Source organism: Microcoleus sp. Pol12B4, assembly GCF_036701385.1.
GTDB lineage: Bacteria > Cyanobacteriota > Cyanobacteriia > Cyanobacteriales > Microcoleaceae > Microcoleus.
On record NZ_JAUBQR010000153.1, the window covers coordinates 1 to 16,230 of the forward strand.

Annotated in this window: 13 protein-coding genes; 6 read left to right on the forward strand and 7 right to left on the reverse strand. The window is 45.6% G+C overall.

Annotation, left to right across the window (positions count from 1 at the left end; all coding sequences use genetic code 11):
* The coding region (queF, locus tag QUA38_RS19760; protein ID WP_333164745.1) for a preQ(1) synthase at nucleotides 1–282 on the forward strand (282 nt) is incomplete at its 5' end.
* A gap of 452 nt (nucleotides 283–734) precedes the next feature.
* Here queF and QUA38_RS19765 read toward each other — a convergent pair.
* From QUA38_RS19765 to QUA38_RS19780, 4 genes are all read right to left on the reverse strand, one after another.
* Nucleotides 735–2,147 (reverse strand): cytochrome c biogenesis protein, encoded by a 1,413-nt coding sequence (locus QUA38_RS19765; RefSeq protein ID WP_333164747.1) that lies wholly within the window; start codon nucleotides 2,145–2,147, stop codon nucleotides 735–737.
* A 266-nt stretch (nucleotides 2,148–2,413) separates the two neighbouring features.
* On the reverse strand, nucleotides 2,414–3,145 hold the full coding sequence (locus QUA38_RS19770; RefSeq protein WP_445305080.1) for a cytochrome c biogenesis protein CcdA: 732 nt from the start codon (nucleotides 3,143–3,145) through the stop codon (nucleotides 2,414–2,416).
* Nucleotides 3,146–3,344: 199 nt separating this feature from the next.
* The gene (locus QUA38_RS19775; RefSeq protein ID WP_333164749.1) at nucleotides 3,345–3,587 is read right to left on the reverse strand and encodes a hypothetical protein; all 243 of its coding nucleotides are present in this window, start codon (nucleotides 3,585–3,587) and stop codon (nucleotides 3,345–3,347) included.
* A 111-nt stretch (nucleotides 3,588–3,698) separates the two neighbouring features.
* Nucleotides 3,699–4,415 (reverse strand): pentapeptide repeat-containing protein, encoded by a 717-nt coding sequence (locus QUA38_RS19780; protein WP_333164751.1) that lies wholly within the window; start codon nucleotides 4,413–4,415, stop codon nucleotides 3,699–3,701.
* 422 nt (nucleotides 4,416–4,837) lie between these two features.
* On the opposite strand from QUA38_RS19780, the gene QUA38_RS19785 reads away from it, so the two are divergent.
* Complete coding sequence (locus QUA38_RS19785; RefSeq protein WP_333164753.1) at nucleotides 4,838–5,719, forward strand: tetratricopeptide repeat protein; 882 nt, start codon at nucleotides 4,838–4,840, stop codon at nucleotides 5,717–5,719.
* Nucleotides 5,720–5,821: 102 nt separating this feature from the next.
* Here the strand turns inward: QUA38_RS19785 and QUA38_RS19790 are convergent, their stop codons facing one another.
* Nucleotides 5,822–7,159, reverse strand: a complete 1,338-nt coding sequence (locus QUA38_RS19790; protein WP_333164754.1) for a peptidylprolyl isomerase — start codon at nucleotides 7,157–7,159, stop codon at nucleotides 5,822–5,824.
* A gap of 119 nt (nucleotides 7,160–7,278) precedes the next feature.
* Here QUA38_RS19790 and QUA38_RS19795 point away from each other — a divergent pair, with 119 nt between their 5' ends.
* The gene (locus QUA38_RS19795) at nucleotides 7,279–7,830 is read left to right on the forward strand and encodes a peroxiredoxin (RefSeq protein WP_333164756.1); all 552 of its coding nucleotides are present in this window, start codon (nucleotides 7,279–7,281) and stop codon (nucleotides 7,828–7,830) included.
* A gap of 163 nt (nucleotides 7,831–7,993) precedes the next feature.
* Here the strand turns inward: QUA38_RS19795 and QUA38_RS19800 are convergent, their stop codons facing one another.
* Nucleotides 7,994–8,533 carry a phosphate-starvation-inducible PsiE family protein gene (locus tag QUA38_RS19800; protein WP_333164758.1) on the reverse strand — a complete coding sequence of 180 codons (540 nt, stop codon included), beginning with the start codon at nucleotides 8,531–8,533 and terminating at the stop codon, nucleotides 7,994–7,996.
* A 383-nt stretch (nucleotides 8,534–8,916) separates the two neighbouring features.
* On the opposite strand from QUA38_RS19800, the gene QUA38_RS19805 reads away from it, so the two are divergent.
* Nucleotides 8,917–9,519 (forward strand): superoxide dismutase, encoded by a 603-nt coding sequence (locus QUA38_RS19805; protein ID WP_333164760.1) that lies wholly within the window; start codon nucleotides 8,917–8,919, stop codon nucleotides 9,517–9,519.
* Between the two features lie 94 nt (nucleotides 9,520–9,613).
* Here the strand turns inward: QUA38_RS19805 and QUA38_RS19810 are convergent, their stop codons facing one another.
* Nucleotides 9,614–12,349: a bifunctional acetate--CoA ligase family protein/GNAT family N-acetyltransferase gene (locus QUA38_RS19810; protein ID WP_333164762.1), complete on the reverse strand. Its 2,736-nt coding sequence runs from the start codon at nucleotides 12,347–12,349 to the stop codon at nucleotides 9,614–9,616.
* Between the two features lie 414 nt (nucleotides 12,350–12,763).
* Between QUA38_RS19810 and pflB the strand changes: the two genes are divergently transcribed.
* Both pflB and pflA read left to right on the forward strand, forming a co-directional pair.
* A complete protein-coding gene (gene pflB / locus QUA38_RS19815) occupies nucleotides 12,764–14,992 on the forward strand; it encodes a formate C-acetyltransferase (protein WP_333164765.1) in 2,229 nt (742 codons plus the stop codon).
* Nucleotides 14,993–15,267: 275 nt separating this feature from the next.
* Nucleotides 15,268–16,008: a pyruvate formate-lyase-activating protein gene (gene pflA / locus QUA38_RS19820; protein ID WP_333164767.1), complete on the forward strand. Its 741-nt coding sequence runs from the start codon at nucleotides 15,268–15,270 to the stop codon at nucleotides 16,006–16,008.
* Nucleotides 16,009–16,230 lie beyond the last annotated feature (222 nt).

Sequence of the window (16,230 nt, forward strand, 5' to 3'; positions counted from 1 at the left end):
ATTACTTTGCCGGAGTTTACTTGCAAGTGTCCATTTTCTGGCTATCCAGATTTTGCGACAATTCACGTTACTTATGTGCCCGACGAGCGGGTGGTAGAGTTAAAGGCGCTGAAACTGTACGTTAACAGTTATCGTGATCGCTACATTTCTCACGAAGAATCGATCAATCAAATTTTAGACGATTTTGTGGCCGCTTGCGCGCCGCTGGAAGCGACGATTAAAGGCGATTTTTCGCCGCGGGGGAATGTCCACACAGTGATTGAGGTGTCGCACCAGAAGTAGGGTAGGTATTAAGCTGTTGTGGCAGTGAGATTTAATTGTGGGGCGGCGTCGAAGCGCACCCCACAATAGTTTTAAGAAATAGGATGATTAATAAAATTAGTAACTAATTGTAGGGTGCGTCAGGGCAGCCCTCTCAATACAGTCAAAAAGTCGTTCACACGCTTAAAATCTCGTAGTTTTTAGGGTGTACACTCGGCATCGGTTGAGTTTGTCGCCCACCGGAGAGTACAGGTTGACTGGCGTTTCAGGTTTTTGATTTTGAAACGAAAACCTCCGTATAGCAATTTTCATTACTTGAAATTTGAAAAATCTGAACGTGAAATAGCGGTTGTATGGTTTTTCTCAGCTTCACATTAACCACCTCGACATATTTGGCAACGCGCACGCTACAAACTCAACTAATCTTTTTGATATTTATCCTTGGCGTAAGGTGCGGCTAGCGCACCCTACGTTTAGCTTTGACTTGCAACAGAAGTCGGGGCAATCGCACTTTTTTCTTCTGCTGTTTTCAATTCTGCCAACTTGTCCAAAATCTCCACAACTTCTCTTTCAAAACTTACCTGAGCACGATTCGTACGCCCGCCGATGTATAGTTTGCCGTTTTTTTCCAAAGCCCAAATCTGGGAGTGAGACAGATAGCTCATCAGCACGCTCAGCATCAGCAACCCGAAGCCAGTATAAACGATCGGAATGCCCGGATCAGCTTTAATTTGCAATCCCGTACTGCCTACAACTTCGTCAATTGTCAGCATGACTCCGTTAACTTCAACCGCCGTTCCTGCGCGAACCGTAGTTAACAATTTGCCATCCGTACCGTACACTAACATCGTTCCTTGCAAGTCTTTTGCTAGCAGAGAAACTCCCGCACTCAAATCTGGTTTTGTCGGAATCCAAGCACCCCAAATTCGACCTTTACCTTGAGTATCTAGCTGAGCCATTGGTAATTGTAAAACCGGGCTTTTGTTGAGGCGAACTCGCACGGCGGCTATTGCCCAATCTGCTTGATAAAATGTGACTCCCCGGTATCTGAGGGGCTCGTTAACGTGAATGGTTTTGCGATCGACCTCTTGGCCTGTTTTGTCCAAAACTGAGAGGTCAGAGTAAAATTGGTCTATTCCGCCTTCGGGAGTATAATCAATCCAGAATCGATTAACTCGCATCGACCAATCCTTTGGTATTTGTGGCCCGGCCCAAGGCCCTGCATCCAAGATATTCTGCACCTGAAATGTTTCGCCGCTGGGAACAATTTCTTGACCGAGAAATCCCGTCATTGCGCCCCATATCGACCCAGCTAAAATAATTAGCATACTGGCGTGAACAATAATCGGGCCGATTTTACCAATTATTCCCTTGCGAGCATAAATTTTTTCGCCTTCTCGAAATATGCGGTAGTTTTTTTGGTGCAAAAGTGGTTCTAACGAACTTAAAGTAACTGTTTCTAACTCAGCACTGAGAGCTAATTTTTCAAACTGCTTTGGTTCTTCATAAAATTTCCAGCGGCGGGCGGCTTTTAATGCGGGAAATTGTCGGGTAAATGTACAAGCTGTTAAGCTGCTGCCGAACAAAATTAGGATTGACAAAAACCACCAAGTCCGGTATACGTGGTCTAGCCCTGCAATTAGCACAACTTTCCAAGTTAGAAAGCCGAACAAAGCGGGGTGTTCTGGATAGTTAGATTGGTAAAAGGGTACTGATTGGCCTTGTTCGATGACGGTGCCGGAAATGCTGAAAAATGCGATCGTCAGCAGCAAGATAATTGCCAGCCGCAAATCTGCTAGCACCGGCAAGATTTCTCGCTTGAAAAACCTTTGAGGGGCAGTCGCCCAGTTTGAAAGCTTTGATAGAAATACTTCTTTTGATGTCATTGGTAATTATGAAGGAAGTTCGGCAACGGATTGTGTAACGGATGTAACGGCTCGAAGAAGGGAGAAGGAAGAGAAATGAGAGAACAACAAAATATGAAAAAAATATTATTTTTATTGAAAAATAATCAATCAATTTTGAAGCCTTTCTCTTTTCTTTATTCCTTCGTGTTCTTCGCGTCTTCGCGGTTTCTTAAAAAAAATTTATTCACGCATTCAATAGAGATTGCTATATTTTTAAATAAAGACTGAACTCCTTACTACTAAACTTAAGCGGGAAGGATGCGGGAAAGCAGAGAGAAAACGCCAAATCCTACCAGCAAAACGCCGCTAACAGGCGTAATCCAACTCGACCACCGACGTAATTCTAACAACTTTTTAATGCTGGCAGTAAAAGTACCTGCTATTATTAGCGGAGCGACGTAGCCAGCAGCGTAAAACAGCAGCAACACACCACCTAAAACTGTATCTCCCGTTTTGGAAACCCAAGCTAAGAGTGTAGCTAAAACCGGCGTGCTGCAGGGAGACGCTACCAAACCAAAAGTTAAGCCCAATAAGTACGATCGCACGCCCGCAGGCAAATCTTTCGGCACCCACCCCACAGCGTCGAAAGACGGCATTTGTAAGGGTAAAGCTTCGAGTAAATTCAGCCCCATTAGAATAGCAATAATGCTGACAAGAATTGGCAAACCCAGGCCAATTTTGCCGTAAACTTGTCCGGCAAATGATGCTAAAATACCTAAACCCGCAAGGGTGGTGGCTAATCCCAGGGAAAACCACGCAGACTGGGCTGCGGCTTGCAGGCGACTTTTTGCTTCGTATCCACCGATGTAGCCGATCGTGATCGGCAACATTGAAAGCATACAGGGCGTTAAGCTCGTTAGCAACCCTGCCAGAAAGATGACTCCGACGCTGACTAAACTGAGGTTTGTTAGTTGAGTATTTACTAAATTATTAGCAAATTGTGCGACTTCGTAAAGTTGAGTTTGCAGGGTTTCCATCAGTCGATTTTAGATTTTAGATTTTAGATTGACTCTACAGCAGATCGATTTTAGATTTTAGATTTTAGATTTTAGATTTTAGATTGACTCCCCAGTCGATTTTATATTTTAGAGAGCCTCTACAGATGAATCTGGGAGCTTAAACTAAATATCTAATATTTTTTTTGCTTTTGACGACTCCTGGCGGGGGCTTGTATCTCTAGGCAGGTGACTTCAGCTTCGGGGCTGTTCTGGCTTTGTTGAAAATTGTAACAGATGCGCGCAGGTTCGGTTTGAGACTTAAGATTTTAGCGATATTTACTGGTTGGGAGTTAAAAGGTCGATCGCACCCTGGTTTAAATTGATATCTTGACAGCATCCTCAAAAAGCTTTTGGCAATGGGCGCAGCTTGGGAGTTAAAAGGTCGATCGCACCCTGGTTTAAATTGATATTTTGACAGCATCCTCAACAAGCTGTTCAACGGGCGCAGCCTATTGCACCAGATAATTCATTGACTGCGAAATCGGCCCGAAAGCCTGTTGTTGAAATTATTCAAGCACACTTTAATTTTACTCTACTGTAAATTAAAGCCACTTTCTTCATTAATAGACCCGTCCGGCATTATTGCCCCTGCCAGCACCGCACCTCTGAGATTTGCGCCAGTTAAAATAGCGCCTTCTAAATTAGCATTGCTCAAATTTGTGACTTGTTTGGAACCTCGGAAAAAGAAGCTGTGCAAGTCAGCACCTGTTAAATTAGTGTCGGCCAAATTAGCATATTGCAAGTCAGCACCGTGCAGCGTCGCATCCGTTAAATTAGCTTCGGTGAGATTGCTTCCCCAAAGTCGAGAATCTAAGACATTAGCATCTTGTAAATTGGCGTGGCTCAGATTTGCCAAAGTCAGATTAGCATCCCACAACTTCGTGCCGTTGAAATTAGCTTCTGTCAAATTGGCTCGACTGAGATCCGTGCCTAAAATATCAGCATTTGCTAAATTAGCGCCACTGAGATCTGCGTCAGAAAGATCCGCATTTTTTAAGTTAGCACCGGACAAATTAGCACCGGACAAATTAGCGCCGGACAAATTAGCTTCTTGGAGATTAGCTCCCCGCAAATCGACAGCGCTCAAATCGCATTGCTTCCACAGAAAGCTGACGCACCAATTATCTTTTAATAGGTGACTCACATCCTCCCCATTCGCGGCCATAACAGGAGGACTTAAGTAGAGAGTGAACAGGACGATCGCCCCCAATGCAGCGAAGAAAGTTTTCAACCTCATAACTCTTTTCATTGACACTAATTTGCGCCATTAATTATTGATGTTTAATCCAAGCATAGCAAATAATCTGCAACTTTCCTCAGCAAGATTACTCAAAAATATTAGTGTAGTGAAAGGTTAATCAGGGTTGGCGCGGGTACAAACTTAACTTAGCCAGTCTTAGACGCGCTTTGAGGTAGAAACCCGGTTGCTTCACAAATGCCTCGCTGCCAAACTAATTTTTATCCTAAAAACCTGGTATGAGATAACCCCAAGTTCGATCGGGATTTGCCAGTGCAATATCGCTACAAAGTAATACTTGCCGCAGGCAGTTGCGATCGCTCCCCCAGGGGCATATCTGCAAACAATCCTGGTATAAACTCCTCAATAGGGGAATCAAGAAACCGCTCCTCTAGCCTACAAGCCTTATATTTAAAGGATTCTAGACGCAATTTTTGTTAATTGCGATCGGCATCACTAACTCAGCCCAACTTTCATCACACAACTCAAGCCCCAGCATCACCCAATCTCATCAAACTTATCACGTTCCTAAGACTACGGATATCACTGTCAATAGCTCAGCTATGGAGGAAAATAAAAGCATACAGTTGAACAGCACTTCTCCCATGCCTACTATCCCCCTTTTCCCAACCCAATTAGTTGTCACAACTATTTTCAATTCGATCGAATCTTTGGGATTCACTAATATTGCTGGCGTATTTTCGGGGGAGCAAGCTGAATCCCGACAAGAAGCAAATTTAAAAGTTATTACCAAAAAGTTTTACACCAAGGGTTTAAAAAATATCGAACAACAAGACTTGCACGGTGCTATTAAAAATTTTACTGCCACAATTAATATTAATCCACAATTCGCGTCAGCTTACAACGATCGAGGTATGGCCCACTACAAATTAGGCAACAAACAGGCTGCCGTCGAAGATTTAACTACAGCCATCGAACTCAATCCTTACCGAGCCAAGTATTACAGCAATCGGGGGTTTATGCTGACTCGTTTAAAAGATTATACTGCGGCGATCGCAGATTACACCTCGGCACTCCTGCTCAACCCTAATCTAGCTCAATCTTATTTTAACCGAGGTGCTATCCGCCTGCAAATGGAGAATTCCCTAGCAGCGCTAGCTGATTTTGAGTCAGCAATTCGCCTCGATAGCGATTTTGCTAAAGCTTACTTCAACCGAGGAGTAACTAGATATAAACTGAGAGAGGTTCAGGGAGCATTTGAGGATTTCCAGAAGGCGGCAGAGCTTTTTAAGAAGCAGGGGAGAATGGATTCTTATCAAGAGGCAGTTTCTCAAATTACAAAGCTATGGTGTTAGTTTAATTTGATAATTATCAATTGGCAATTGCCAATTGATAATCAGGTAATATGTACCGAAGAGCACCCTACACCTATGATTATTACCTCAGTCTTGTTAGAGTTAGCCAATACTCAAGGCGGCGTCTCTGGAAGGCAAGCTATCGGCAACGTAAGCAGAAGAAAAGTTAATTTCAAAAGCAGCATTTTGAACTGCTGCAGGAGCGGCATTTTGAACCACAGCCAAAGTAGCTCCTCCAAATTGAATGAGTGTGTTGCTGCCTGATTGGGTGAATGAGGTGTTGGATAAAGGGCTGGTTAAGCCAATACGATCGCCATCTCCCGGCCTAAAATCAAGAATTATATCGCTCGTCCCATCCAACTCCAGAATTTCACCCGTAACCCGAACAAAAGTATCTGCACCTGCGCCACCAGTGAGAGTATCGCTGTCAACATCGCCGATTAAAACATCGTTACCATCGCCGCCGATTAAAACATCCTTTCCTCTGCCACCTCGCAAAAAGTCGTTACCAGCATCACCATTGAGATTATCGTCGCCAAGATTTCCGTTGATAATATCGTTGTCAACACCGCCGCTAATGGAATCGTTACCTTTGCCACCTCTGAGAAAGTCGTCGCCTGCTTCGCCCGTGAGGGTATCGTTGCCTTGGCTGCCGTTAATTCCATCACCCGTGGGTTCACCGAGGATGCGATCGTTTGCGCTACCTCCCACTACACCGCCGGGATTTTGCTCATAGTCTTGGGAAGTGATTTGATAGTTGTTCGGGGTGTTGGCCAATCTGAGGGGTCGCAAAGGCAGATTTGCCAAATTGGTAAGGTTAATGGAATCGTTGAGGAAATCAACATCGCTAACGATGCTAGAAACCCGACTGGGGACGATTCCTCCAACGACTTTTGCAGTTGAAATGCGATCGCCCTGCTGCACCGCATTCACCGTTTCAAAACCTCCAATAACGTTGCCGAAAACAGCATAACTACCGTCCAAAAATGGCAACTCATCCAAAGCAAAATAAAACTGCGAAGAAGCCGAATCTAAAGCATTAGAACGAGCCATTGCCACAGCCCCTCGATTATGCTGCAACTGCGGCGTCTGGGTTACAATTTGGTTGTAAACAGGTTGCACGGCCCCTTGCGGCTTGATTTCCAAAGGGATAAAACGCGGCTGATTGGTATCCGGGTCAATAAAACTACCCGTTCCCAATTGACTGGCGGGAATTGTAGTATCTCTGCTGCGCGGATCGCCTCCTTGCACCACAAAAGGATCTGGCTGACGCACAACTCGGTGAAACATCACCCCGTCGTAAATGCCACGTTCAACTAAGTCAACAAAATTTCCTCCAGTAATCGGGGCATTAGTGCCGTCTACTTCGATCACAACGGGTTGACCGTTAATTACCTGGACTACTATAGCTTTGCCTGTTAACGGGAGTGCAGCGCTCATGGGTAAATTACTATTTGAGTGAGTGATATGGGGGTTTTAGAAGCAATCCGCGAATTGCCCCTACTCATTTAATCAGAAAAATGTAAACTTGTGTTAAGTACAGTTCTACTTCTAAATTTATGATGTCTCGCCGCAAGTTTTTTAGCACTTTATTGGCAATTTGTCTAGTTGTTCTAAGTTTCAATTTTGCCACACCTGCATTTGCCCTCGGTGGCAAGCTTCCGACGCTGAATGAAGCCGCACCGGATTTTAGTTTGCCGACAAACAGCGGCGACGGACAAGTGTCCCTGTCCGATTATCGCGGTAAGTGGCTGGTAGTCTATTTTTATCCGAAAGACTTTACTTCGGGATGTACGATCGAAGCGCGGAGATTTCAGCAAGACTTGCCGAAATACTTGGCAAAGAATACTCAAATTATCGGCATTAGCGCGGATGATGTCGATTCTCATGCGGAATTTTGCGATTCCGAAGGTTTGAAATTTCCGCTGTTAGCTGATACCGACGGTAAAGTGAGTAAAGCTTACGGTTCTTGGATGAGTTTTATCTCGGCGCGCCACAGTTTTATTATTGACCCTGAAGGCATTTTGCGCGAAACTTTTGTGAAGATTAATCCGTCGATTCACTCTAAAGAAGTGTTGGCTCGTTTGGGGGAATTGCAGGCTAACGGGTAATACCATTTTAGAGTTTAGATTTTAGATTTTAGATTTTAATAATTGGGCATGGCTGATGAAGCTTGTATTTGTAGTGAGGACTAAAGTCCTCTGTATTTTCAGAGGATTTTAGTCCTCACTACAGTTGTCAATCTAAAATCTAAAATCGGCTGTGTCGCCATTCTCAGTGAGAATTAAACTTGCTATTGACTGCCACAGGCTCCGAAAAAGATTCCGGATCGGAAAATTTTCTATTTCTGCTTGCAAGGCGGCGTTCCGGGTCAATTCCCTCGAAGGTTGGTGGCAACCAAACTCGGACTACCAACAACACCCCCAAAACCAGCAAAAAAGCGCCTGTTGATAATATTTGAACCCAGGGAGTTTCCAGCACTCCCCGCACTATCACTTCTCGCAAAACTGATACAATACAAACTTCCACAGCTACGCCGATCGAAACTCTTTGTTCTTGCAAGTAAATAATTAGCAAGCGAAATAATTCCACTAAAACTAATAGAAATAAAATATCGGCAGTGACTTCATGGAAATTCAAAGGAGGTAGCAGCGAGAAAAACATTTCTCGGAGTTCTAGCACCATGAAACAAAACAAGCCAATACATAGAGAAATGACAATTAAGTCTTGGACTGTTTCCAGACCAGCGACGATTAATTGCAGATTCAACCATTGAGGGGGGTGACTGGACGAGTTGTTTAAACGCTTTTCCATTGACAGCTCCTGCAACTTGTTTGACTTTCTTACAGCTTAATTGAACTTAGGTTAATCTTTGATAATTTACAGGTTTAATCTCTTTATCAGTCTCATAAAATTTCTATCGGTTGACAATTTCACACACACTTTTATTTGCCTCTCAGGTGGCTTGACATTTAGTAATAGTTTATGCTAAATGTCAAGCCGGCAATAAGTAGCTTTGATATCTAAAAAATAGAACTATGAATGCTGAAATGCTGCAACTGCTATAAAATATGAAAATTGTAAAGAATTATTTACCACAGCTTGATAAACTCAAGCTAGTGACTCTCGGCTTTAATCATACAAAAGCCGGAAAGTCAACCCAAAAACCCAATGTAATCCAGAGAGGATTGAACACCATGGCATTTGAACTTGCACCATTACCCTTCGCCGCTGACGCCCTAGAACCAGCTCATATGTCGGCCAACACGTTTTCGTTCCACCACGACAAGCACCACGCTGCTTACGTGACCAATCTCAACAAACTGATTGAAGGAACGGAAATGGCGAGCAAATCCCTTGAAGAAATTGTCAAGGAATCTGCTAAAGACCCATCCAAAGCCGGCATTTTCAACAATGCAGGTCAAGTTTGGAACCACAATTTTTTCTGGAATTCTCTCAAACCGGGCGGCGGCGGCACTCCGACAGGAGCTTTAGCTGACAAAATTAACACTGACTTCGGCAGCTTCGACAAATTCAAAGAAGAATTCAAGACTGCTGCGACAACTCAGTTCGGTAGCGGCTGGGCTTGGCTAGTTTTAGACAACGGTACTTTGAAAGTCACCAAAACTGCTAACGCTGACACCCCGGTTGCACACGGGCAAACTCCGTTGCTGACTTTGGATGTGTGGGAACACGCTTATTATTTGGATTTCCAAAACCGCCGTCCCGACTACATTACTAATTTCTTAGATAATTTGGCTAACTGGGATTTTGCAGCAGCAAATTTTGCTGCAGCTTAGTAGCATCTTAGTTTGAGGACTACAGTGCTCACTACCAACCTATAAAGTTTGTAGTGAGCACTTTTAAATGAGAATTATTTAACCCAACTTGCTATTAGCAGACAAAAACAGCTTTCAACATTCCTTCGCTTCGGTCTGGTTGGAGTTCAAATCCTAGTTTTTTACAGAGGCTCTGCATCTTGTAGTTGCTATTGAGAATGTAGCCGACGATCGCCTCTAATTTCTCTTCCTGACCAATTTGGAGCAGCCGCCTCAATAATTCTGTTCCCAAACCGTGCTGCTGATAGCTATCGCTAACGATGAGGGCAAATTCGGCTTCGTTTTTGCCGTGGAGTTTGCTAAGACGCGCTACTCCCAAAATCCGGTGTTCTGAGGTTTCCGGGTCTTGACGATCGGCTACTAACAGCATTTCCCGATCGTAGTCAATAAAACAAATCCGGGTCAAACGTTCGTGAGCGATGCGGTGCTTTAACTTTACCATGTGAGCGTAGCGCAAATAGACGCTCTCTTCCGAAAGTTCTTCGTGGAACAGCACCATCAGCGGCTCATCTTCTGGACGAATCGGACGGATCGTGATGGGACGATCGCCGTTAGTTGACCAGGTTTGAACATATTGCGTAGGATAGGGGCGAATCGCGGGTGAAATGGCGTTTTCCGTTGTTTGGAGAACAACACGGGCATCAAGAGCGATCGCACCTTCAGGAGAAACCAACAGCGGATTAATATCAATCTCGGCAATTTGAGGTTGCTCTACAATCAGTTGACTAAAACGAACTAATAACTGTTCGAGTTGTACTATGTCAATTGCCGATCGACCGCGCACTCCTTGCAAAGCTTTATAGATGCGCGTTTGCTCCATCATCCGCCGCGCTAGGGTGGTATTTAAAGGCGGAAGTGCTAGCGATCGATCTTGAAAGACTTCCACTAATTGTCCGCCGGAACCAAACAGCATCACCGGCCCAAATTGTGGGTCAATACTGCTACCCAAAATTAGTTCATAGCCTTCCAAATGCACCATCGGCTGCACTGTCACGCCGAGAAACGCTGCCGGGTCGATCGCCCGTACCCGCTGCGCGATCGCCTCAAAGGCACTAATTACAGCCTTAGCATCGCCTAAATTTAGTTTTACGCCCCCCACATCGGTTTTGTGAGTAATCGTCTCAGAATGGAGTTTTAGCACCACTGGATAACCGAGGCGATCGGCAATTGCCACAGCTTCGGCCGCACTCGTTGCAATTTCTGTCGCTATGGTGGGAATCCCATAAGCTGCGAGCAACTGCTTTGATTCGTATTCTGTTAACAGACGGCGATCGTTTTTGCGTGCAGAAGTCACAATATTTGCGGCCGCCGATCGATCTGGACTCCAGAGATCGGAATCAGCCGAGAGAGAAGGCGTTTCGTAGATAGCACGCAGGTTGTATGTGTACCGCCACATATAGTTGAATAACCTGACGGCGGTATCGGGATAAGGGAAAGTCGGAATATTTGCCTGATTGAGAATTTGCGTTCCCGCTGACACTTCCACACCGCCCATCCAGCTTGCTAATAAGGGCTTTCGGAGTTTGCTGTAAGACTTGAGTTTTTCTGCGGTTTGGGTGGGATTTGTCATCGCTTGTGGCGTCAGGATGACCAGCAATCCGTCACTATTGGGATCGGGAGCGACCACTTCTAGAGTTTTGGCGTAACGATCGCTACTAGCATCGCCCAAAATGTCGATCGGGTTGTGATGACTCCACTGAGGGGGCAAAAACTCATCAAGCTGCTGCAGCGTCTCCGGTGCCAGATCTGCCAGCGCACCGCCGTCGCTAATTAAGGCATCAGTGGCGATCGCCCCTGGGCCTCCGGCATTGGTGACGATCGATAGGCGGTTGCCCTGCGGTCGCGGTTGCTTGGCAAGAATTTCTGCCATGTCGAACAAATCGGAAATCGTATGTACGCGCAAAGCGCCACAGCGGCGGAAAGCAGCGTTAAGCACGTCATCGCTACCGGTCAAAGCTCCCGTATGGGAAGCGGCGGCTTGGGCGGCGGCGGCGGTACGTCCTACCTTGAGAATGATGATCGGTTTGTCGATCGCCACTGGGCGGGCGGCGGACAGGAACGAACGAGCATCACCCATAGATTCCATGTACAAAACGATACTGTGAGTATGAGGATCGTCCCCGAAATACTCGATCAGATCGCCCCAACCGACATCGAGCATAGAGCCGATCGATACAAAGGCGCTAAAACCGACATTTTCCCCCAAACTCCAGTCTAGGATCGAAGTACAGAGGGCGCCGCTTTGACTGATGAAGGCGACATTACCCGGACGGGCGATCGTACCCGCAAAAGTAGCATTGAGTCCAAGCACGGGATTCATCACGCCGAGGCAATTTGGGCCGATAATCCGCATTCCGCCCAGACGCGCCTCGGCCATAACTTGCTGTTCTAAAGCCTCCCCAGCAGCACCAATCTCTTTAAAGCCAGCAGAAACAATAATTGCCCCTTTCACCCCAGCAGCGATACATTCGCGGATCACTTGCGGCACCCCAGCCGCAGGCGTAGCAATCACCGCCAGATCCACTACTTCCGGGACACTAGCAATGTCAGGATAAGACTTGAGCCCTAAGACGCTGCGGCGCTGCGGATTCACGGGAAAAACTGTGCCGCCAAACGGATTCCGAATCAAGTTCCACAGGAGAGTACGTCCGACGCTTCCTTCTCTCTCTGTTGCGCCGATTACAGCCACGGAGCGAGGCCTAAAAATCCGATCGAGCGGATGACGCTGTTCTTTCCAAATATCGTGAGCCGGATCGCTCGCAGTGCTTTGATTTCTTAAATTTATCTGCATAATACCCTACTTCAATTAATCAGCAATTAATATTGATCTGCTTTCGATAACAATTACCGCATCCAATCCGAACTCTTTTTCTACTTGTTTTCTGCTTTTTCTTCATCTTCTTCCGGTGTTCGCGGTTCCTGACAAAAAAAATCTCATTGCGCGTTTCCGACCTACTCAACCTTAAACAACATTTCGGTTGTCAAAGTGTTAGTTCGGAAACCTCTTTGGTCAGAGCTTCATCAACAATTCACGAGGATGTTCTGCCTACTATCTATCTTAATTCTTCCCACCGAATTAGCAAGTCAATTTTTGTAACAAATAGCGAACAGGCTATTGAAAATATTGAGATTAAATATATAGTAGATATAGCGGTAGAAAAATAAAAAGTCTATCGCTAACAAAAGATTGAGGTGAAAGGAAGCTATGTTAGTACAATGGCACGGCTTTACTGAAGGCAACTGGACAAAGGAAGTCAACGTCAGAGACTTCATCCAAAAGAATTACACCCCCTACGAAGGGAATGCAGAATTTCTCGCAGCACCAACAGAAAAAACCCAGCAGCTTTGGCAAAAAGTTCTGGAACTAATGAAGCAAGAGCGCGAAAAAGGTGTATTGGATGTTGATACAAAAGTTCCCACATCCATCACCGCTCATGCAGCAGGATACATCGATCACAACTTAGAACAAATAGTAGGTTTGCAAACCGATCGACCTTTGAAACGCGCGATTATGCCCTTTGGCGGGATTCGCGTGGTCAAGGCAGGTTTAGAAGCTTACGGCTATCAGCTCGATCGGCAAACTGAAGAAATATTTACGAAATATCGCAAAACTCATAACGATGGTGTATTCGATGTCTACACGCGCTCGATGCGTCTGGCGAGACGTTCTGGTATCATCACAGGTTTGCCCGATGCCTATGGACGCGGGCGGATCATCGGTGACTATCGGCGCGTTGCTTTGTACGGTGTCGATCGCCTAATTGATGATAAAAAAACACAGCAAGAATCACTCGAACTAGACGCGATGGACGAGGCAACAATTCGTTTGCGCGAAGAGTTATCCGAGCAAATTCGGGCATTGTTTGAGTTAAAAGAAATGGCGGCTAGCTACGGCTTTGATATTGGCCGTCCGGCAGCAAATGCACGAGAAGCTGTCCAGTGGGTGTATTTTGGCTACTTGGGAGCAGTGAAAGAACAAAACGGGGCAGCGATGTCTCTCGGTCGCGTATCGACGTTTTTAGACATTTATTTCGAGCGCGATTTGCAAAGTGGCGCGAGTTCCGAAGTGGAATTGCAAGAACTGATCGACCATTTTGTAATGAAACTCCGCATGGTGCGGTTTTTGCGAACTCCCGACTATAACGCTCTGTTTTCTGGCGATCCAACTTGGGTAACAGAGGCGATCGGCGGTATCAGCGATGACGGTAGAACATTGGTAACTCGTAACAGTTTCCGATTCTTACACACCCTGTCAAACCTCGGTACTGCACCCGAACCAAATCTCACCATTTTGTGGTCGGAAAACTTGCCGGACAACTTCAAACAATTCTGTGCGAAGGTATCCAGCGACACGAGTTCTATTCAGTACGAAAACGACGACTTGATGCGTCCTCAATACGGCGATGATTACGCGATCGCCTGTTGTGTCTCCGCGATGCGAATTGGCAAGCAAATGCAGTTTTTCGGCGCGCGAGTTAACTTAGCTAAGACTTTGCTCTATGCGATTAACGGCGGTAAAGATGAGAAGTCCGGCGACCAAATCGCGCCGCAGTTCCCAGCGATTACTACCGAATATCTCGATTATGACGAGGTAAGAGCGCGGTTCCACGACATGATGGCGTGGTTGGCAAAAACGTATATCAATACGTTGAATGTCATTCACTATATGCACGACAAATACTGCTACGAACGCCTGGAAATGGCATTGCACGATCGCGATGTTTACCGGACAATGGCCTGCGGAATTGCGGGATTGTCCGTGGTGGCAGATTCCCTGTCGGCGATTAAAAACGCGAAAGTTAAGGTGATTCGCAACGAGCAAGGTTTGGCCGTAGATTACTCGATCGAAGGAGAATATCCAAAATACGGCAATAATGACGATCGCGTAGACAGTGTGGCGATCGAACTTGTGCAAAGCTTCATGAACGAAATTCGCCAGCACAAAACCTACCGTGGCGCTGTAGCGACTCAATCGGTACTCACGATTACTTCTAACGTAGTTTACGGCAAAAAAACTGGTAGCACTCCCGACGGACGTAAAGCAGGCGAACCCTTTGCTCCCGGTGCTAACCCGATGCACGGCCGAGATTCCTGTGGGGCGATCGCATCCTTATCTTCTGTAGCAAAACTGCCTTACAGTGATTGTCAGGATGGCATATCGAATACTTTTTCGATTCTACCGCAGGCCTTGGGCAGAATGGAGAGCGATCGGACTAACAACCTAGTTAGTCTTATAGACGGTTACTTCCACGATGGCGGCCATCACATCAATGTTAACGCGCTCGATCGGCAAACATTACTAGATGCGATGGAACATCCAGAAAACTATCCCCAGCTAACAATTCGCGTCTCCGGTTATGCGGTTAATTTCATCAAACTTACCCGCGAACAGCAATTAGATGTGATTAAACGGACTTTCCACGAACGCGTCTAAATCCCAGCAGAAAAAACTCGGCGGTTTCAACCGCTCAAAAGTCAAACTTTCATCCGAACAGAGGGGGAATGAACAAGCTGTTAAACAATTAAGCTCAATCCCCCCTAGCCTTAAGAAAGGGAGAACCGGAAAGTCTGAAAATCCCCCTTCTTAAGGGAGATGCCAGGGGGAGCGAGTCTCGGCTATAAACAAGAGCTCCGAAACTTTTCCGGCTATTGTTAACCCCGCCCTCCCGCTCATCCCTACTCTCAACATCCCCACAAACAGCAAATTAAATGTCTGGAATTGGTCGCATTCATTCAATCGAAACTTTTGGTACCGTAGACGGCCCCGGAATCCGGTTTATCGTCTTCACCCAAGGCTGTCCTTTACGCTGTCTTTACTGTCACAATCCCGACTGTCGCAGTTCCCACGATGGTAAAGAAGTAACCGTCGATTATTTAATCGATCAAATTACCAAATGTAAATCATACCTGCGGAAAGGAGGCGTTACAGTCAGCGGTGGCGAACCGTTGATGCAGCCAGATTTTGTCAGAGAAATCTTTACCCGCTGTCATCAAATGGGCTTGCATACAGCGCTGGACACATCAGGGTTCTGTGTTTTAGAAGTGGCTAAACCGGTTCTGGAAATGACCGATCTGGTTTTGTTGGACATCAAATCCTACATTCCCGAACTGTATTACAAAGTCACCAACGTTTCCATCGAGCCTACTTTAGCAATGGCAAAATATCTCAGCGAAATTGGCAAACCGACGTGGATTCGCTTTGTTCTAGTTCCTCACCTCACAGATGACATCGAAAACATAGAAAAACTAGCGGACTTTATTGCCACTCTGAACAATGTGGAAAAAGTAGAAGTATTACCATTTCATAAAATGGGAGAATACAAATGGGAACAATTAAAACTGGATTACAAACTCAAAGATACACCTCCAGCTTCACCGGAACTCGTGCAACAAACAGTTGATCTTTTTCGCAGTCGCGGGGTCAATGCGATCGGAGCTAGCGGTATATAATAATTAAAAGACCGCGTTCACAAGTCACAAACAATCGGGAAATTATCGACGTTGATCTGCAGGTTCCCTACCAATCAAAGATTGAGGCAATCATTTCCCCGAAATAAAGATCAGGAAAAACAACATGAAAGTTACCAACTTAGATGAATTAGAAGTCCTAATTCAAAAAGTGAAAGCAGCCCAAGCTGAATTTGCCACCTACACTCAAGAACAGGTCGATCG